At 42.2% G+C, this 20,511-nt stretch carries 17 protein-coding genes; 13 read left to right on the plus strand and 4 right to left on the minus strand.

Annotated features, from left to right (window positions below; genetic code table 11):
• The first annotated feature begins 128 nt into the window (after positions 1-128).
• Entirely contained in the window at positions 129-1,082 is a 954-nt protein-coding gene (tal, locus tag PROVALCAL_RS00735) for a transaldolase (RefSeq protein ID WP_006662814.1), read from the plus strand.
• 207 nt (positions 1,083-1,289) lie between these two features.
• A complete protein-coding gene (gene mog / locus PROVALCAL_RS00740) occupies positions 1,290-1,874 on the plus strand; it encodes a molybdopterin adenylyltransferase (RefSeq protein WP_006657140.1) in 585 nt (194 codons plus the stop codon).
• Between the two features lie 91 nt (positions 1,875-1,965).
• Here the strand turns inward: mog and satP are convergent, their stop codons facing one another.
• Positions 1,966-2,532: an acetate uptake transporter gene (gene satP, locus PROVALCAL_RS00745; RefSeq protein ID WP_006657141.1), complete on the minus strand. Its 567-nt coding sequence runs from the start codon at positions 2,530-2,532 to the stop codon at positions 1,966-1,968.
• A gap of 335 nt (positions 2,533-2,867) precedes the next feature.
• On the opposite strand from satP, the gene dnaK reads away from it, so the two are divergent.
• Positions 2,868-4,781, plus strand: coding sequence for a molecular chaperone DnaK (gene dnaK, locus PROVALCAL_RS00750; protein WP_006657142.1), 1,914 nt, complete (start codon positions 2,868-2,870; stop codon positions 4,779-4,781).
• A 110-nt stretch (positions 4,782-4,891) separates the two neighbouring features.
• The gene (gene dnaJ / locus PROVALCAL_RS00755) at positions 4,892-6,049 is read left to right on the plus strand and encodes a molecular chaperone DnaJ (protein WP_006657143.1); all 1,158 of its coding nucleotides are present in this window, start codon (positions 4,892-4,894) and stop codon (positions 6,047-6,049) included.
• Positions 6,050-6,111: 62 nt separating this feature from the next.
• Here dnaJ and PROVALCAL_RS00760 read toward each other — a convergent pair whose 3' ends face one another.
• The gene (locus tag PROVALCAL_RS00760; RefSeq protein WP_039861380.1) at positions 6,112-7,512 is read right to left on the minus strand and encodes an amidohydrolase; all 1,401 of its coding nucleotides are present in this window, start codon (positions 7,510-7,512) and stop codon (positions 6,112-6,114) included.
• A gap of 89 nt (positions 7,513-7,601) precedes the next feature.
• Entirely contained in the window at positions 7,602-8,450 is an 849-nt protein-coding gene (locus PROVALCAL_RS00765; protein WP_006657145.1) for an EamA family transporter, read from the minus strand.
• A 394-nt stretch (positions 8,451-8,844) separates the two neighbouring features.
• Here PROVALCAL_RS00765 and nhaA point away from each other — a divergent pair, with 394 nt between their 5' ends.
• Positions 8,845-10,032, plus strand: a complete 1,188-nt coding sequence (gene nhaA / locus PROVALCAL_RS00770) for a Na+/H+ antiporter NhaA (RefSeq protein WP_006657146.1) — start codon at positions 8,845-8,847, stop codon at positions 10,030-10,032.
• 174 nt (positions 10,033-10,206) lie between these two features.
• On the plus strand, positions 10,207-11,130 hold the full coding sequence (gene nhaR / locus PROVALCAL_RS00775; RefSeq protein ID WP_006657147.1) for a transcriptional activator NhaR: 924 nt from the start codon (positions 10,207-10,209) through the stop codon (positions 11,128-11,130).
• A 64-nt stretch (positions 11,131-11,194) separates the two neighbouring features.
• Here the strand turns inward: nhaR and rpsT are convergent, their stop codons facing one another.
• Entirely contained in the window at positions 11,195-11,455 is a 261-nt protein-coding gene (rpsT, locus tag PROVALCAL_RS00780) for a 30S ribosomal protein S20 (protein WP_006662810.1), read from the minus strand.
• Positions 11,456-12,054: 599 nt separating this feature from the next.
• On the opposite strand from rpsT, the gene ribF reads away from it, so the two are divergent.
• The 7 genes from ribF to carA all read left to right on the plus strand — a co-directional run bounded on the left by ribF (position 12,055) and on the right by carA (position 20,497).
• The gene (gene ribF, locus PROVALCAL_RS00790; RefSeq protein WP_006657150.1) at positions 12,055-12,993 is read left to right on the plus strand and encodes a bifunctional riboflavin kinase/FAD synthetase; all 939 of its coding nucleotides are present in this window, start codon (positions 12,055-12,057) and stop codon (positions 12,991-12,993) included.
• A 28-nt stretch (positions 12,994-13,021) separates the two neighbouring features.
• The gene (ileS, locus tag PROVALCAL_RS00795; protein ID WP_006657151.1) at positions 13,022-15,832 is read left to right on the plus strand and encodes an isoleucine--tRNA ligase; all 2,811 of its coding nucleotides are present in this window, start codon (positions 13,022-13,024) and stop codon (positions 15,830-15,832) included.
• Positions 15,832-16,335: a signal peptidase II gene (lspA, locus tag PROVALCAL_RS00800; protein ID WP_006657152.1), complete on the plus strand. Its 504-nt coding sequence runs from the start codon at positions 15,832-15,834 to the stop codon at positions 16,333-16,335. Before ileS ends, lspA begins: the two co-directional genes overlap by 1 nt.
• 102 nt (positions 16,336-16,437) lie before the next feature.
• The gene (fkpB, locus tag PROVALCAL_RS00805) at positions 16,438-16,908 is read left to right on the plus strand and encodes an FKBP-type peptidyl-prolyl cis-trans isomerase (RefSeq protein WP_006657153.1); all 471 of its coding nucleotides are present in this window, start codon (positions 16,438-16,440) and stop codon (positions 16,906-16,908) included.
• Positions 16,889-17,842, plus strand: coding sequence for a 4-hydroxy-3-methylbut-2-enyl diphosphate reductase (ispH, locus tag PROVALCAL_RS00810; protein ID WP_006657154.1), 954 nt, complete (start codon positions 16,889-16,891; stop codon positions 17,840-17,842). Before fkpB ends, ispH begins: the two co-directional genes overlap by 20 nt.
• 221 nt (positions 17,843-18,063) lie before the next feature.
• On the plus strand, positions 18,064-18,885 hold the full coding sequence (dapB, locus tag PROVALCAL_RS00815) for a 4-hydroxy-tetrahydrodipicolinate reductase (RefSeq protein ID WP_006657155.1): 822 nt from the start codon (positions 18,064-18,066) through the stop codon (positions 18,883-18,885).
• 448 nt (positions 18,886-19,333) lie between these two features.
• A complete protein-coding gene (carA, locus tag PROVALCAL_RS00820; RefSeq protein WP_096759666.1) occupies positions 19,334-20,497 on the plus strand; it encodes a glutamine-hydrolyzing carbamoyl-phosphate synthase small subunit in 1,164 nt (387 codons plus the stop codon).
• The last annotated feature ends 14 nt before the right edge of the window (positions 20,498-20,511 follow it).

The following is a 20,511-nucleotide window of genomic DNA, read 5'->3' on the forward strand; positions in this document are numbered from 1 at the left end:
CAAGTGGTAGGTAGGCGGCAAGAAAATGAATTCCTAGGAGCATACACAAGTATGTGACTAGGATGAGTGAACGCAGCCAACACCCCTACAACTTGAAATATGACGGGTATAACAACGAGATTAAAGAAATGACCGACAAACTAACCTCCTTACGTAGTCTGACAACTGTTGTTGCCGACACTGGCGACATCGAAGCGATGAAGCTGTACAAACCACAAGATGCGACGACTAACCCATCGCTGATTTTAAATGCTGCACAAATTCCTGAATACCGTAAATTAATTGATGAAGCGGTAGAATGGGCTCGTAAGCAAAGTAACAACCGTGAGCAACAAATTGTCGATGCATGTGACAAACTGGCTGTTAATATCGGTCTGGAAATTCTGAAATTAGTACCGGGTCGTATCTCAACAGAAGTTGATGCGCGTCTTTCTTATGATGAAGAAGCGTGTATTACTAAAGCTCGCCGTTTGATGAAAATGTACAACGAAGCTGGTATCAGCAACGATCGTATTTTGATCAAATTAGCCTCTACTTGGCAGGGTATCCGCGCTGCGGAAAAACTGGAAAAAGAAGGCATCAACTGTAACTTAACCTTATTATTCTCTTTTGCTCAAGCGCGTGCTTGTGCGGAAGCGGGTGTTTACCTGATCTCCCCATTCGTGGGTCGAATCCTTGACTGGTACAAAGCAAACACAGATAAGAAAGAGTTTGCTGCACACGAAGATCCAGGCGTGGTTTCAGTGACTGAAATTTACAACTTCTATAAAGCGCATGGTTATAAAACTGTCGTAATGGGCGCAAGCTTCCGTAACGTTGGTGAAATCATTGAGCTAGCGGGTTGCGACCGTCTGACAATCTCTCCAGCATTACTGAAAGAGCTGTCTGAATCACAAGGTGAATTAGTTTGTAAGCTGAAAGATGCTGGCAAAACTCAAGAGCCGGGCGCTAAATTGACAGAAGCTGAGTTCTACTGGCAGCATAACCAAGATCCAATGGCGGTTGATAAACTGTCTGACGGTATCCGTAAGTTCGCTGTTGACCAAGAAAAACTGGAAAAAATGATCGCAGCTCTGCTGTAATTTCCTTTTTCTTAGAAAACCCAGTCAAATTGGCTGGGTTTTTTTATGTCGTTTTTTCATTGATTAAACTCGCAATTCCATATTTCGGCACAAACACGACGCTGTCAGCGATTCATGCTCATGGTATGATGCAGCATGTTTATTATTGTTGGTGTGGTATTTTCTCGCCAAGTGAACGAATTTAAATGATTAATTTTTGAGGTTTGTATGAATGAGTTGCGCATAGGTCTGGTGTCGGTTTCTGATCGTGCTTCAGGCGGTATCTACGAAGATAAAGGGATCCCAGCACTCGAGGAGTGGCTAACGAAAACAATCACCACACCTTTTCGTGTAGAAACTCGTTTGATCCCTGATGAGCAAGTCATGATAGAGCAGACGCTGTGTGAGCTGGTGGACGAGTTTTCTTGCCATTTAGTTTTGACAACGGGTGGGACAGGACCAGCTCGCCGCGATGTCACGCCAGATGCGACTCTCGCCATTGCTGATCGTGAAATGCCAGGATTTGGAGAGCAGATGCGCCAAATCAGCTTGAAATTCGTACCAACAGCGATTTTATCTCGTCAAGTCGGCGTGATCCGTAATCAGTCATTGATTCTAAATTTACCGGGGCAGCCAAAAGCGATTGCTGAAACCTTGGAAGGTCTGAAAGATAAAGAAGGGAATGTATTAGTATCGGGTATTTTTGCCAGCGTTCCTTATTGTATTCAACTACTTGATGGTCCATACATTGAAACGGATGAGACTATCGTTAAAGCATTCAGACCAAAATCCGCCATTCGTGTAGTTGAGTGATCTCTTCTAAAAAATCAGGCAGAGCGTCATGCCTGCCTGATAATTCTGATTACAGCTTCTATTAATATTCGAAATTAGCTACGTCGTAAAACTAACTACGCTGACCAATTGGCAGAATTGTTTTGCCATACTGCTCATTCAAGACTTCAGCCATTGCTAGATAAAAGGCGCTTGCGCCACAGATAATCCCTTCATAGCCAGCGAACTGAAGTAAAGTGGCATTGTTCGTGAAATTGCCTATTGCTAACATGGCGAACAGTACGGTTAAGCTGCCGAAGATAAATTGCAGCACAAAGTTTGTTTTGAAGGTGCCTAAGAACATAAAGAATGTAAAAATTCCCCACAACAGCAGGAACATCCCTAAAAATGCAGGATCAGTGGCTTCTGCTAATCCCATAGTAGGTAAAAACAGCAAACCGACTAATGCAAGCCAAAAAAAGCCGTAAGAGGTAAATGCAGTTGCACCGAAAGTATTGCCTTTCTTATATTCAATAATTCCAGCAATCACTTGCGCGATACCACCGTAGAAAATTCCCATGCTTAAAATAACCGATGAGAGAGGAAAAAAACCTGCATTATGAATATTCAGCAGGATTGTTGTCATACCAAAGCCCAATAAACCGAGTGGGCCTGGATTGGCAAGCGAACTAGATTGCATATAACCTCTGGTAAAGTATTTAAAAATCAAATAGATATAATGAATGATTATTCCCCTATAGGAAGGGGAGGCGCATAATACGCAGTTTTAATTGTCGAAACAATGATCAAGAGACGGGTTTATTTACATTAAATGTAAAATTTTTTTAGTTTTCCCCCTTGATGAATGAATTTGTGACCCCATCTTTAAGACATCAACAGTTATCAATCTAAATTATTGCGAGTTGCAAAAAAAAGTTAAGGTTGGAGTAAAAACTCCCTTGAAAATGAAATATTGAGCCTTATATAGATTGATATCGAAATTAAATGAAAAGAATTCCTTTGGAGGCGTTTTAAATGGGTAAAATTATTGGTATCGACTTAGGTACAACTAACTCATGCGTTGCAATTATGGATGGCACTACTGCGCGTGTTCTTGAGAACAGCGAAGGTGATAGAACTACTCCTTCCATCATTGCGTATACACAAGATGGTGAAATTTTAGTTGGTCAGCCAGCAAAACGTCAGGCTGTAACTAACCCAGAAAACACATTATTTGCGATCAAACGTTTGATCGGTCGTCGTTTCCAAGACGAAGAAGTTCAGCGCGACGTGTCTATCATGCCATACAAAATTATTGCGGCTGATAACGGTGATGCGTGGTTAGATGTAAAAGGCCAAAAAATGGCTCCACCACAAGTCTCTGCTGAAGTATTGAAAAAAATGAAGAAAACTGCGGAAGATTATCTGGGTGAGCCAGTAACTGAAGCGGTTATCACTGTACCAGCATACTTTAACGATGCTCAGCGTCAAGCAACCAAAGATGCGGGTCGTATCGCTGGTTTAGACGTAAAACGTATCATCAACGAACCAACAGCAGCAGCGCTGGCGTACGGTTTGGATAGAGAAGTCGGTAACCGTACTATCGCGGTATATGACTTAGGTGGTGGTACATTCGACTTATCTATCATCGAAATCGATGAAGTTGATGGCGAAAAAACCTATGAAGTTCTGGCAACCAACGGTGATACTCACTTAGGTGGTGAAGACTTCGATACTCGTTTAATCAACTACTTAGTTGATGAGTTTAAGAAAGAACAAGGTGTTGACCTGCGCAATGATCCGCTGGCAATGCAACGTCTGAAAGAATCTGCTGAAAAAGCAAAAATTGAGCTGTCTTCCGCTCAACAAACTGACGTTAACCTGCCATACATCACTGCGGATGCAACTGGTCCAAAACACATGAACATCAAAGTGACTCGTGCAAAACTGGAGTCACTGGTAGAAGATTTAGTTAAACGTTCTATGGAGCCAGTCAAAGTTGCTCTGCAAGACGCTGGCTTAAGCGTAGGTGACATCAACGACGTTATCTTAGTTGGTGGTCAGACTCGTATGCCAATGGTTCAAAAAGTGGTTGCTGATTTCTTCGGTAAAGAACCACGTAAAGATGTGAACCCAGATGAAGCCGTTGCAATCGGTGCAGCAGTACAAGGTGGTGTATTAGCAGGTGATGTTAAAGACGTTCTGTTACTTGATGTAACACCACTGTCTTTAGGTATCGAAACCATGGGTGGCGTGATGACTTCGTTAATTTCGAAAAACACCACTATCCCAACTAAACACAGCCAAGTGTTCTCAACTGCTGAAGATAACCAAGCTGCCGTGACTATTCACGTGCTGCAAGGTGAACGTAAACGTGCAAGTGATAACAAATCACTGGGTCAGTTTAATTTAGATGGTATTCAAGCAGCACCACGCGGCATGCCACAAATCGAAGTGACTTTTGACATCGATGCGGATGGTATCTTGCATGTTTCTGCGAAAGACAAAAACAGCGGTCGTGAGCAAAACATTACCATTAAGGCTTCTTCTGGTCTGAATGATGAAGAAATCGAAAAAATGGTACGTGATGCAGAAGCAAACGCTGAAGCAGACCGTAAATTTGAAGAGTTAGTACAGGTTCGTAACCAAGCTGACCAACTGATCCACGGTACTCGTAAACAAATCGAAGAAGCGGGCGATAAATTACCAGCAGAAGATAAAGCTAACATCGAAAAAGCAACTTCAGAATTAGAAGTCGCTTCTAAAGGTGAAGATAAAGCTGATATCGAAGCGAAAATCCAAGCGCTGGTAACGGCATCTGCGAAACTTCTGGAAATTGCACAGCAACAAGCTCAAGCGGGCGCTGCGGGTGCAGGTGCAGAAGCGAAGAAAGATGACGACGTTGTTGATGCTGAATTCGAAGAAGTTAACGACAAAGACAAAAAATAAGGCCCTTAGCGGGCGCAGTGACTATAGCAAGAATGTGACATAGTGACTGATACCGGACACGGGCGTTGAGGGAACTCTGCGCCCGTGTCTGCATGTTAAGGGAAAAATAAATGGCGAAAAGAGATTTTTATGAGGTTTTAGGCCTCGAAAAAAATGCTTCAGACAAAGACATCAAGCGAGCGTATAAGCGTTTAGCGATGAAGCACCATCCTGACCGTAATCAGGAGAAAAAAGATGAAGCTGAAGAGAAATTTAAAGAGATAAAAGAAGCTTACGAAGTCCTATCCGACGAGCAAAAACGTGCAGCTTATGATCAATATGGTCATGCCGCGTTTGAACAAGGCGGTATGGGTGGCGGTGGCGGTGGCGGTGGATTCGGCGGCTTTGGTGGCGGCGACTTCAATAGTGATATTTTTGGTGACATCTTCGGTGACATTTTTGGTGGAGGTCGACGCCAACAGCGCCCAAGCCGTGGTTCTGATCTGCAATACAACATGGAACTGACTCTTGAAGAAGCAGTCCGTGGAGTGACCAAAGAGATCCGTATCCCAACACTTGAAAGTTGTGATGTGTGCCACGGTAGTGGTGCGAAACCGGGGACGAGTGCGGAAACTTGCCAAACCTGTCATGGTATGGGGCAAGTCCATATGCGCCAAGGTTTCTTCTCAGTGCAACAAGCTTGTCCAACCTGTCACGGTCGCGGAAAAATTATCAAAGACCCATGCAATAAATGTCATGGTCAAGGTCGCGTAGAGAAATACAAAACCTTATCCGTTAAGATCCCAGCAGGGGTTGATACTGGTGACCGCGTTCGTTTATCAGGTGAGGGTGAAGCCGGAGCAAATGGCGCACCAGCAGGTGATTTATTCGTTCAAATGCATGTTTTACCTCACGATATTTTTGAGCGTGATGGTAATAACTTACATTGCGAAGTACCAATCAACTTTGCAACGGCAGCACTGGGTGGCGAAATCGAAGTACCAACACTTGATGGGCGCGTTAAACTGAAAATTCCTGCGGAAACCCAAACGGGTAAAACATTCCGTATGAAAGGTAAGGGCGTGAAATCAGTGCGTGGTGGAATGCAAGGTGACTTAATGTGTCACATTGTTGTTGAAACGCCAGTGAAACTGAATGAGAAACAAAAAGAGTTGCTTAGAGAGTTTGGTGAATCGTTAGGTGGCTCTGGAGGCGAAAAAAATAGCCCACGTTCAAAACGTTTTTTAGATGGCGTGAAGAAATTCTTTGATGATCTCACCAACAAATAATGGTTTGATCTCTCAGTAAAAAATAATGGCTGATCCAGTGAAATACTGAATCAGCCATTTTTTTATTTGACGACTTCGCCACTATCAATGACGGTTTTTCGAACTTGATCCGCAAATTGCAGAGCTTCTTTCACAATGGCACTTTCATCTACTGTGAGCACTTTACGATCTTCCATTAGTAGGCTTCCATCAACGATAGAATGACGTACATTGGATGCATTAGCACCATAAACGAGAGCGGCATAAGGGCTGTACATCGGTACCATATTAGGTGATTTAGTATCAACAACAATGATATCCGCCAACTTCCCTGCTTCAAGAGACCCTAATTTATCTTCCATATGAATCGCTTTCGCGGAGCCTTTAGTTGCTAGTTCAACCACGGTTATCGGTGGCATCGCGGCTCTATCTTTATTCTCAAGCTTATGAATTTTACCGACTAAATTAAGTTCATTCATGGTTGTTAAGGTATTGCTCGACATAGGACCATCAGTTCCTAAGCCCACGCGAACCCCTTTCGCTAACATGGCGGTGACAGGGGCAACGCCCTTGGCTGATTTCGTATTCGCGCTGACATTATGCGCGACTCCGACATCGTATTGCTTGAGGAGGTCGATATCGCTGTCATTGACCATAATGGCATGAGCAGCGATCACTTTACTGTTTAATGCACCAATATCTGCCATGTATTGCACTGGGCTTTTACCTCCAGTACGTTTGGCAATTTCTTCTTGTTCTCGGTCGGTTTCCGCTAAGTGGATCATAACGGGGACATCAAGCTCTTGAGAAAGTTTGGAAATTTTCTGTAAATGCTCGGTAGTATTGGTATAAGGGGCATGAGGTGCAAAAGCTGGCGTAATGCGAGGATGATCTTTGTATTGATTGATAAAATTCACTGCATAGGCGATGCCTTCATCCGCATTTTGGGCATCAGCAACTGGGAATTTAATAACAGATTCACCAAGGATTGCACGCATACCAATTTTATCGACAGTTTTTGCTACTTCATCTTCAAAATAGTACATATCTACGTATGTGGTAACGCCCCCTTTTAGCATCTCGACATTGGCTAAGTTAGCGCCTACCCGCACCATTTCTCGGGAAACCATCTTACTTTCTAATGGAAAAATGTAGCGGTGTAATCGATCTGGTACATCATCAGCAAGGGAGCGAAATACTGTCATTGATGCATGAGTGTGGGTATTGATTAATCCTGGCATGACAATATCACCATCAACATTAAGTTGTTTTTTGGCAGTATATTGCTTGGTGAGTTCAGGACCACCCACCGCCACAATTTTGTTTTTATCAATAACGACAGTGCCATTTTCAATCACTTTATTGTGGGCATCCATCGTCAAAATGGTTCCATCAACAATCATTAAATCCGCTGGCGTGGCGGCAAGTACCGCTATTGGCGCTGCTATCATTGACATGGCAACTAAAGATCGGAGTAAGGTCATTTTTACCTCATGACTAAATGAAAAATTAACGCTAAATATTATTGGTGTTGAAAATAGGATGTGAAAAACACATTCATAACATCACTATCTTAACTGGATAGTTTTGCAAGTAACACCCCAAGTAAAATGACAATACAAGCAAGTACTCGCATGGCATTAAATTTTTCCTTGAGAAATACAATTGAGAGAAACATAGCGAAGAGAACGCTGGTTTCACGGATGGCAGCAACAATAACGATAGGTGCTTGGCTCATAGCCCAGATTGCGATGCCATAGCTAATTAGTTGCATTAACCCACCGAGTAATCCCGAACGCCAATATTGTTGAAATCCGTGTAGGAGTGAACTTTTATATTTCATTACTCCGGGGATCGCGAGTACTGCGCCATTAAGTAAGAATAGCCATAAGGTATAGACAATCGGATCTTGGCTGGCTCTTGAACCATAGCCATCAGAGAGGGTATAGCAGGCAGTAAAAAAGGCGGTGGATAATGCAAAAATTAGAGCCTTTCCTTTGATATTCAATGAAAATTTTCGCCCTGCAAAAGCGATGGCGATCACCCCTGAAATGATAAATATAATTCCAACAAAACTCATGAATGGTAGGGATTCATTAAATAAAACAATACTTAATAACGCAGTAATTAACGGAGCAGAACCCCGAGAAATAGGGTAAATCTGGCTGAGATCGCCATGGTTGTATGCTTGGCTGAGAAAGTAGATATAACCGATATGAAAGAATACCGACAAAATTAACCATGGCACCGCTTCAGGTGTCGGGAGCCCAAACCAAAATAGCGCGGGAATGGTTAAAATACCTGAAAAAACGGCAATCATCACTAGACCGAAGAAACGGTCATTACCAAATTTAACGAGAGCGTTCCAACTGGCATGACAAAACGCGGCAAACAGCACAGAAAGCAGAACGTATAGAGACATAATATAGAGAAATAATGATTGCCCAAGGGATGCCTGAGTATCACACAAAGTGGCTTTTTTATGAAGGGACTCACAAGGAATAGCGGAAAGGGGCTTTTATTTTTGCGAAGGGCTTCGAAAATCAAAAAATAAATGATTTTTTAGGCTTTCCAGAACAATTATTTTTCCTTAGTCTCTAAAAAATTTGAATTTTTAAAGTGCTTAACTTAATAAATTTATTGTTGGTTTTTAGAATAGTTGCCTATAGTTAAATTAACGATTTATTATCATTCGTTGTGATCTCAATTATAAAATGCTCGGAAATTACGATCATTAATGGATAAATAAACGATTTTTTACGAATTAATGATTATCATAATATTAACATTCAAAAATATTTTTTGAGGTTATTCATATGACAGCAATTATTCGTAAATTTTTAAAGTTAGAAGCAGCAGGAGGGCTACTCCTAATTATTGCTGCCATCGTCGCTTTAATAATGGCTAACACGCCATTACAGGGAGCTTACCAGCAATTTTTAGATATTCCGGTATCCATTAAAATTTCCTCATTTGGATTAGATAAGCCTCTGATTCTATGGATTAATGATTTTTTAATGGCGATCTTTTTCCTTGTTGTAGGTTTAGAGGTAAAGCGTGAATTATTGGAAGGATCCCTCGCGGGGCGCGATAAAGCAATATTTCCAGCAATCGCTGCTGTGGGTGGAATGATTGCACCCGCGTTAGTTTATCTAGCGTTTAATGGTGCAGACGATATTACTCGTCAAGGATGGGCTATCCCTGCCGCAACAGATATCGCGTTTGCGTTAGGCGTGATGGCGCTGCTGGGTAAGCGAGTTCCTACGGAACTGAAAGTATTCTTGTTGGCGTTAGCTATCATTGATGACCTGGGTGTTATTGTGATTATCGCCTTCTTTTACACAAGTTCAGTGTCTGTCATCGCATTGAGTTTAGCGGCGTTGTGTGTGGCGATTCTTTGTATGATGAACTGGCGTCGAGTAGAGAATACAGCGGCTTACTTAGTGATCGGCCTTATTTTATGGGTCTGTATTTTAAAATCAGGAGTTCATGCCACGCTGGCTGGGGTGATTGTCGGTTTCTTAATTCCATTAAGAGGCACAAACAATACAAAACCCTCAGAAGAGTTGGAGCATGTGCTACACCCTTGGGTTGTTTATTTAATTTTGCCAATTTTTGCGTTTGCAAACTCAGGGGTACAGCTCAATGGCGTCACTTTTGATGGGTTAATGAGTTCATTACCACTTGGTGTAGCGGCGGGGTTAATATTAGGCAAACCAGTCGGTATTTTCTTATTTAGCTGGATTTCGGTAAAAGTAGGGTTGGCGAAACTGCCAGCATCAATTAACTTGAAGCAAGTATTTGCGGTTTCAGTGCTTTGTGGGATCGGTTTTACTATGTCTATCTTCATCACTGGTCTTGCCTTTGAAGGACTTGATGAGGTGTATAGTACCTACTCTAGGTTGGGTATTTTAATCGGTTCGACAACAGCAGCAGTGCTTGGGTACTTTATGTTAAGAGTCGTGTTACCGAAACCAAAAAACGCACTCAGTAGTGAAGAATAAACATAATAGACGTAATTATTAGTAAGAATTTTCGAGTTAATCTTCTATGATATGCCCGCGGTATGAGTTGCATACTGCGGGTATTTTAACTTATAACTCCCGATTACGGGGTACGGGTAAAGCGTATGGTCAGTATGTACTACGATAATTATTGGCGATACAAAAGGAATCGATATGCGGGTTTCACATCTTAATTTTAACCACCTTTACTATTTCTGGCATGTTTGTAAGGAAGGCTCTGTTGTCGGGGCTGCTGAAGCTCTTTACCTGACTCCACAAACAATTACTGGGCAAATTAAGGCGCTAGAAGAGCGTTTAGGTGGCAAATTATTTAAGCGTCAAGGTCGAGGATTAGTTCCTTCGGAATTGGGACAGCTTATTTTCCGTTATGCAGACAAAATGTTCATGCTCAGCCAAGAAATGCTGGATATTGTCAACTACAGCAGAGAATCAAATCTGCTATTTGATGTGGGTGTGGCTGATGCATTATCGAAACGCTTGGTAAGCAGGGTACTAGAAACGGCGGTTGTGGAACATGAACAAATTCATTTACGCTGTTTTGAATCTACGCATGAATTGTTATTAGAGCAATTAAGCCAACATAAACTGGATATGATTTTGTCTGATTGTCCTGTGGACTCTTCACAGCAAGAGGGGCTATTTTCCGTAAAATTAGGTGAATGCAGTGTCAGTTTTTTCTGTCGTCAGCCTGTACCGAAGAAACCATTCCCTGAATGTCTTGAGGAGCGTCGGTTATTAATTCCTGGGCGTCGCTCTATGTTAGGTCGTCATTTATTAACATGGATTCGCAATAAAAACCTGCAAGTGGAAGTGCTAGGTGAATTTGATGATGCAGCTTTAATGAAAGCATTTGGGATGTATCACAATGCTATTTTTGTGGCACCTTCTTTGTATGCAAAAGATATTTTTGCTGATGATGAAGTGCAAGAGATTGGGTGTTTAGATAGCGTTAAAGAAGAATATTACGTAATTTTTGCGGAACGGATGATCCAACATCCAGCAGTGCAACGGGTCTGCAACAAAGATTTTTCTGAGTTATTCTCAGCGCCATTCAATAATTTAGAACAGAAAGTGTAGAGCGATAAATTTTGCAGACAAAAAAACCGGCCTAAGCCGGTTTTTTAATAATCAAGAAGCGAAATTACATTGCTTTGATTTGAGCAACTAAGTTAGCTTTATGACGTGCTGCTTTGTTTTTGTGGATCAGGCCTTTGCTAGCGTGGCGATCAACAATAGGTTGCATGTCATTGAATGCTTTCTGAGCAGCTTCTTTATCGCCTGCAGCGATAGCAAGGTAAACTTTCTTAATAAAAGTACGTACCATAGAGCGACGGCTAGCGTTGTGCTGGCGACGTTTCTCTGATTGAACGGCACGTTTCTTAGCTGATTTGATATTAGCCAAGGTCCAACTCCCAAATGTATTCTATTGAGGACAATTTAAAGGTCAAGGAATATGCCCTTTCGCCCTTCATTTGTCAATGGATTTGTGCAAATAAACATCGTGTACTTCGATGCCAATGCGTTGTGAATGGTGCAAGATTCTATCAGTAAATATCAGAAGAATACAGATCTGAGCGTGAAAAAAAGCATAATTGATGGAAGATATTTTAAATCATTTTGCAGAAAAAAATATTTTAGTGATATCCATCATTCATCAAGAAAAAATTTGGTTGCCGATAGGTTGTTTTCTATACAGTTAGGTTTGCGATCCAAAATGGATGATAAGAAAACTATAAAAATTAAATATTTTTAGAGATCTCCGAGTAAATTTGTTGTATTGATAATCTATTGGTTATCCAAACTTTTTTGATTTGTTTACCCACAAGGATGAGATTCAATGGCGCAGTGTCGTGCAGAAAGATGCTTCGCAGTGTAAAATCATCGGATTAAATAGTGTAGAGATCAAAAAAATAGGGTTTAATGAAAGCTTTTACGAACTTAGGTTAACCTTATGCGTCGTACAAGGTATAATCCTGCAATTTCCTCGGTATTGAGCCAGTTATGGAGCTAATTCGCGGTATACAAAATATCCGGTCGTACCATCATGGTTGCGTACTGACTATTGGTAATTTTGATGGTGTTCATCGTGGGCACCAAGTGTTACTTCAAAATTTGAAGCTTAAGGGTAAGCAGTTAGGTTTACCAACGGTTGTGATGATTTTTGAACCACAGCCCCTTGAGTTTTTTACGGGTGACAAGGCGCCTGCGCGTTTGACACGCCTAAGAGATAAAGTGAAGTACCTTGCAGATAGCGGGGTCGATTATCTGTTATGTGTGGAATTTAACCAGCATTTTGCCTCATTAACACCTGATGCTTTTGTATCTGACTTGTTGGTCGATAAACTCGGTGTGAAATATCTCGCCATTGGTGATGATTTCCGATTTGGAAAAAATCGCATGGGAGATTTTGCTTTTTTACAGCAAGCGGGTCAAAAGTTTGGTTTTGAAGTTGCCGACACGGAAAGCTTTTGTGATTCAGGTGTGCGTGTCAGCAGCACAGCAATCCGTAAAGCGATTCAAAACAATGATCTGCCATTAGCTGAAAATTTACTTGGGCACACTTACCGTATCAGCGGGCGAGTGGTTCATGGTAATCAGCTAGGTCGAACAATAGGTTTTCCGACGGCAAACCTACCGTTAAAACGTTTAGTCACGCCTGTTACAGGTGTGTATGCTGTAGAAGTTCATGGCTTGGGTGATAAGCCTGTGCCGGGTGTGGCAAATATTGGTACACGCCCAACGGTATCTGGAAAAGGTACCCAGTTAGAAGTCCATCTGATTGATGCACATATGGATTTATATGGGCGTCATATTGATGTTGTGTTGCGTAAAAAGTTACGTGATGAACAGCGGTTTGCTTCGTTGGACGCGCTGAAGGAGCAAATTGCTAATGATGTAGTTGCAGCAAGAGAATACCTCGCTGCAATTGGAATCAGATAATTTAGCGGAAAATTGGAACTGAGAATCGATGAGTGACTATAAAAATACCCTGAATCTACCAGAAACAGGGTTCCCAATGCGTGGCGATCTCGCTAAACGCGAACCACAGATGTTAGAACGCTGGTACAAAGAAGGTTTGTATCAAGCAATCCGTAAAGCAAAATCGGGCAAGAAAACGTTTATTCTGCACGATGGTCCTCCGTATGCTAACGGTAGTATTCATATTGGTCACTCAGTAAACAAAATTCTCAAAGATATTATTATTAAATCCAAAGGGTTGGCGGGCTTTGATTCCCCATACATCCCTGGTTGGGACTGCCACGGCTTACCTATTGAACACAAAGTTGAACAAATTGTAGGTAAACCAGGGGAAAAAGTTTCCGCCGCTGAATTTCGTGCAAAATGCCGTGAATATGCTAAAGAGCAAATTGAAGGGCAAAAAGCTGATTTTATGCGTTTAGGTGTGTTAGGTGAGTGGGACAAACCTTATCTGACAATGGATTTTAAAACCGAAGCGAACATCATCCGAGCTCTGGCAAAAACTATCGCGAATGGTCACTTAGTGAAGGGTGCTAAGCCTGTTCATTGGTGTACAGCGTGTGGTTCTTCATTGGCTGAAGCTGAAGTTGAATATTACGATAAAACTTCCCCATCTATCTACGTTCGCTTCCCAGCGGTAGATAGCAAAGCTGTTTGCGAAAAATTTGGTGTGTCCAGCGACAAAGTCCCATCTTTAGTGATCTGGACGACTACACCTTGGACATTGCCAGCTAACCGTGCGATTTCTCTGAATCCGGAATTCAAATATTCATTAGTAGACGCGAATGGCGATTTAGTTATTCTGGCAACTGATCTAGTCGAAGATGTCATGAAAACTGTAGGCATTGAGTCATGGACGGTATTAGGTGAATGTGACGGCAGTGCACTCGAGTTGCTGCGATTTGAACATCCATTTATGGGCTTCGATGTTCCCGCAATTTTAGGTGACCACGTGACTCTGGATGCCGGTACTGGTGCAGTCCATACAGCACCAGGTCATGGTCCTGAAGACTATGTTGTGGGTCAAAAATATGGCTTAGAAACCGCGAACCCAGTCGGTCCAGATGGCTGCTTCTTACCAAATACTTACCCTAGCTTAGATGGCTTATTTATTTTTAAAGCTAACGATGTGGTACTGGAAATCCTGAACGAGAAAGGCTTGCTGATGTACAAAAAAGCGATTTCTCACAGCTATCCATGTTGCTGGCGTCATAAGACCCCTGTTATTTTCCGTGCGACACCACAATGGTTTATCGGCATGGATAAAAATGGTCTGCGTGAACAATCGCTGAAAGAGATCGACATTGTTCAGTGGATCCCAGGTTGGGGTCGTGCACGTATCGAATCAATGGTCGAAAATCGTCCTGACTGGTGTATTTCGCGTCAACGTACTTGGGGTACTCCAATGTCGTTATTCGTGCATAAAGACACCGAAGAACTGCATCCGCGTACCTTAGAGTTGATGGAAGAAGTCGCTAAACGTGTTGAAGTCGATGGTATTCAAGCATGGTGGGATTTAGATCCGGCTGATCTGCTAGGCGCTGATGCTGACACTTATCGTAAAGTTCCAGACACCTTAGACGTTTGGTTTGATTCAGGATCGACCCACTTTGCCGTGGTTGATGCTCGCCCTGAATTCCACGGTAACTCTGCGGATATGTATTTGGAAGGTTCTGACCAACATCGTGGTTGGTTCATGTCTTCTCTGATGCTGTCTACCTCGATGAAAGGTAAAGCACCTTATCGCCAAGTATTGACTCACGGTTTCACCGTTGATGGTCAAGGTCGTAAGATGTCTAAATCGTTAGGTAATACAGTTAGCCCACAAGATGTAATGAATAAGCTCGGTGCTGATATTCTGCGTCTTTGGGTTGCATCAACAGACTACACGGGTGAAATTGCGGTCTCTGATGAAATTTTAAAACGTGCAGCAGATTCTTATCGTCGTATTCGTAACACCGCTCGCTTCTTACTGGCGAACTTAAATGGTTTCAATCCAGAAACAGATATGGTGAAACCCGAAGATATGGTGGTGTTAGACCGCTGGGCAGTAGGTCGTGCATTAGAAGCACAAAAAGAGATTACAAAAGCGTACGATGAGTATGATTTCTTAGGTGTTATTCAACGCTTAATGCATTTCTGCTCTATCGAGATGGGTTCATTCTATCTGGATATTATCAAAGACCGCCAGTATACCGCGAAAAGTGATAGCCTTGCGCGCCGTAGTTGCCAAACTGCACTGTTCCATATTGTGGAAGCCTTGGTTCGCTGGATTGCACCAGTACTGTCCTTCACGTCTGATGAAATCTGGAACGAGTTACCGGGTGAGCGTGCTCAGTTTGTTCTGACAGAAGAGTGGTACAACGGTTTATTTGGCTTAGATTCATCTGAAGCGATGAATGATAACTTCTGGGCAGATTTGTTAGCCGTACGTGGCGAAGTCAATAAAGTATTAGAACAAGCGCGTACCGACAAGCTGATTGGTGGTTCACTGGAAGCATCAGTAACTTTATATGCTGATAGCGCATTAGCGGCTAAGCTGAATAGCTTAGGTGATGAACTACGCTTCGCACTGTTAACATCTCAAGCAAGTGTAGCGGATATTGCTACTGCTCCTGAAGATGCAAAAGACAGTGAGCTGAAAGGTCTGAAAATTACCTTCAGTAAAGCGGCTGGGGAAAAATGTCCTCGTTGCTGGCATTACGCAAGTGATATTGGTGCAGTGGCAGAACAACCTGAAATCTGTGGTCGCTGTGTGACTAACGTAGCCGGAAACGGTGAATTACGTAAGTTTGCTTAATGAAGACACCTATTTGTTCTACTGGTTTGCGTTGGCTGTGGCTAACGGTTGTGATTATCGTCGCGGATTTAGCTATTAAGCAATTGGTCTTAAAAGAACTGACTCTGTACGAACCACATCCTGTAATTCCGTACTTTAACATTATGTACGCCCAAAACTTTGGTGCGGCATTTAGTTTTCTGGCGGATAAAGGCGGCTGGCAGCGCTGGTTCTTTGCTGGCATAGCTATCGCCATCTCTATTATTCTTATGGTGATGATGTATCGCCAAAGTGTGAAGAAACGCCTGAGTAATATTGCTTATGCATTAATTATTGGTGGTGCGATCGGTAACTTATTTGACCGATTAGTACATGGCTTTGTGGTTGACTACATCGATTTTTATGTTGGTAACTGGCATTGGCCAACCTTTAATTTGGCTGACATGGCGATTTGTATTGGTGCGGCATTGGTGATTTTTGAAGGCTTTTTGCCAGATAAACCCAAACAGCAAGATGCCAAATAGAACAGATAGCACGATAGGTAAATAAAGTCCTATATTGCATACAAATAACTTCAGCCCGGTAAGCACCGGGCTGAACTTTATGACGGAAAACAGGTTTAGGTTATGTCTACTCAAATACAGGCGCAGAGTTCTGTTTTACTGAATTTCACTCTGAAATTAGAAGATGGCTCAACGGCGGATTCTTCTCAGGCACAAGGAAAGCCTGCGTTGTTTGCCCTTGGAAATGACTCGCTATCACCGGAATTAGAAGCTCAACTGATTGGGTTATCTGAAGGTGAAAAGAAAACATTTTCACTCGCGGGGGATACGGTATTTGGGAAGCATAATCCAGATTTAGTGCAATACTTTTCATTACGTGATTTTATGGAAACGGGAACCCCTGAAATTGGTACCATCATGCTGTTTACAGCAATGAATGGCAGCGAAATGCCAGGTGTTGTAAAAGCTATTGAGGGTGAGTCAATCACTGTTGATTTTAATCACCCGCTTGCTGAGCAACAAATCACTTTTGAAATTGAAGTTCTTGAAATAGACCCACAATTGGAGAGTCACCATGCAAATATTAATGGCTAATCCTCGTGGATTTTGTGCGGGTGTTGACCGTGCAATCAGTATTGTTGAGCGTGCTTTAGAAATTTATGGCGCACCAATCTATGTCCGCCATGAAGTGGTGCATAACCGCTATGTGGTTGATGATTTACGCCAGCGTGGCGCTATTTTTATTGAGGAAATCTCAGAGGTTCCTGACGGCTCTATTTTGATTTTCTCAGCCCATGGCGTTTCACAAGCGATCCGTCAAGAGGCTCGCTCACGTGATTTAACCATGTTATTTGATGCAACCTGCCCATTAGTCACCAAAGTTCATATGGAAGTGGCGAGAGCGAGCCGTAAAGGCAAAGAAGCTATTTTAATTGGTCATGCTGGGCATCCTGAAGTGGAAGGCACAATGGGGCAGTACAATAACCCTGAAGGGGGTATGTACCTTGTTGAAAGCCCTGAAGATGTATGGAAATTACAGGTCAAAGATGAAAATAACCTGAGCTTTATGACTCAGACTACGCTGTCTGTAGATGATACGTCTGATGTGATTGATGCATTAACTCGTCGATTCCCAAATATTGTGGGTCCTCGTAAAGATGATATTTGTTATGCAACGACTAACCGTCAAGAAGCGGCGCGTGAATTGGCTGAGAAAGCGGATATCGTGCTGGTTGTTGGCTCAAAAAATTCATCTAACTCAAACCGCTTAGCTGAGTTAGCGTCGAGAATGGGTAAAGCTGCGTTTCTGATTGATGGTGCGGAAGATATCCAAACTGAGTGGTTAAAAGGTAAGAGTATTATTGGGTTAACCGCTGGAGCTTCAGCCCCCGATATTTTAGTCCGCCAAGTGATTGATAGACTAAAAGAGTTAGGTGCAGATTCCGTCGTTGAGTTACAAGGACGAGAAGAAAACATCGTTTTTGAAGTCCCAAAAGAATTGCGCGTTGAAGTAAAAGAAATTAACTAACATACTGAATTTATTATAATGATAGCGACTTTATGAGTGGCTATCATTTTCTATTTTTATTTATTTTCCTCCCTCAATACAATTTTTTCTGATAATCACGCCTCTTTCTACGCTTTTATTAATATCTCCAGATTAGTGCTGGCGTCCCGATTCAAGTTTCTTTAAGGTATAGCCAAGATTTTATTTTGGTTTTCGCCTCAATATTTACGAAAGGATCAAAAATGGCAGATTCAACTGTACGCGTTGCGATTGTCGGTGCGGGTGGGCGCATGGGGCGCCAATTAATTCAAGCAGCACAAGAACAAGACGGAATTCAACTTGGCGCAGCTATTGAGCGAGAAGGCTCTTCACTTATTGGCATCGATGCGGGTGAACTGGCGGGAATTGGGCAAATTGGAGTGAAAGTCGTTGGTCACTTAGATTCTGTCGTTAATGATTTTGATGTACTGATTGATTTCACTCGCCCTGAAGGCACCTTGCAATACTTAGCATTCTGTCAATCTCACCAAAAAGGCATGGTCATTGGAACCACAGGGTTTGATGAACAAGGAAAATTGGCTATTGCTGAAGCCTCAAAATCTATCCCAATTGTCTTCGCTGCTAACTTTAGCGTTGGTGTGAATCTGGTGCTGAAATTACTGGAAAAAGCGGCGAAAGTGATGGGAGATTACACCGATATTGAAATTATTGAAGCTCATCATCGTCATAAAGTCGATGCACCTTCAGGTACTGCGCTGGCGATGGGTGAATCTATCGCGGATGCATTAGGCAAAGATCTGAAAGAGTGCGCGGTGTATGCACGTGAAGGCTATACCGGAGAGCGTGAACCGGGCACGATTGGTTTTGCTACTGTACGTGCTGGCGATATTGTTGGTGAGCATACTGCAATGTTTGCTGATATTGGCGAGCGTGTAGAAATAAGCCACAAGGCTTCCAGTCGTATGACCTTTGCTAAAGGTGCGATAAGGGCATCATCTTGGGTTAATGGTAAGAAAGATGGTCTATACAATATGAAAGATGTCCTTAATCTTGATGATTTGTAGTTTTTTATAAAATAATTTATTGTTTAAAATCAGATGGCTTCATTTGAAGCCTCTGATTTATTGGTGTCTATTTATTTAATATAATTGTAACTCTTGTTTTTTGTTGTCTTTTTGTTGTTTTGTCTCTTTTTTACTTAAAAATTGCACTTTAGATCCTCCATTGTCTGCGCTATTATCCATTTTGCACTTTTCTTCGCTATTAATCGTTTGCTTTTTTACCCATGAATAGTTATTTCATTAGCCTTCTATAGAAAAAATAGGTAAGAATGCAAAAAAGTAAGCTAAAAGTGAAAAAAATGCATTTTTTTCTAGACAAGACTCTATCCCATCATTAGAATGCGCGCAATTTGCCAAAAATTTGCTTAAAAACTCATTTTGGCATTGATTTAGATCGCAAAATCTGAATTAATATGCAAAAAATATGATTGATTATTCTCCGGAGGATGTTTTGATTAACTCAGCTATATTGGTTCTGGAAGACGGAACCCAATTCCACGGGCGCGCCATTGGTGCTGAAGGGGCCGCTATTGGAGAAGTCGTTTTCAATACTTCAATGACCGGATATCAAGAAATAATTACTGACCCTTCCTATTCCCGCCAAATTGTTACTCTCACTTATCCCCATATTGGTAATGTCGGCACTAATGCTGATGACGAAGAATCTCCTAACGTACACGCTCAAGGCCTTATCATTCGCGACTTACCATTAATCTACAGTAACTTTCGTGGTCAGGAAGGCTTGTCTGAATATCTAAAACGCCACAATGTGGTGGCTATCGCTGATATCGACACGCGTAAATTAACCCGCCTGTTAAGAGAAAAAGGTGCGCAAAACGGCTGCATTATCGCAGGGGATAACCCAGATGCGGCGCTGGCTTTAGAAAAAGCCCGCAGCTTCTCAGGTTTAAATGGTTTAGATTTAGCAAAAGAAGTTTGCACCAAAGAGATTTACAGCTGGACTCAACGCTCTTGGAACTTAGATGAAGGACAACCCGCTGCGAGTAAAGAAGACGAGTTGCCATTACACGTCGTTGCTTACGACTTTGGAGCGAAACGCAACATTCTACGTATGTTGGTTGACCGTGGCTGCCGATTGACCGTTGTGCCTGCAACAACGCCAGCAGAAACAGTCTTAGCGATGAATCCAGATGGCATCTTCTTATCAAACGGACCTGGCGACCCTGCACCTTGTGACTATGCTATCAACGCAATTCAAGAATTTTTGAAAACCGATATTCCAGTCTTTGGAATTTGCTTAGGTCACCAACTGTTAGCATTAGCGAGCGGTGCCAATACCGTGAAAATGAAGTTTGGTCATCACGGTGCTAACCACCCAGTCAAAGATTTAGATAAAGATGTTGTGATGATTACGGCTCAAAACCACGGTTTTGCGGTTGATGAATCCACATTACCCGACACATTGCGTGTGACACACAAATCTCTGTTTGATGGTACCTTACAAGGTATTCATCGCACAGATAAACCAGCATTCAGTTTCCAAGGTCACCCAGAAGCCAGTTCTGGTCCTCATGATGCTGCCGGTCTTTTTGACCATTTCATTGACTTAATTAATGAATATCGTCAAAACACACCACGTTCAAACGCAAAATAATCGGGAGCAAGACA

Source organism: Providencia alcalifaciens DSM 30120, assembly GCF_000173415.1.
Taxonomy (GTDB): domain Bacteria; phylum Pseudomonadota; class Gammaproteobacteria; order Enterobacterales; family Enterobacteriaceae; genus Providencia; species Providencia alcalifaciens.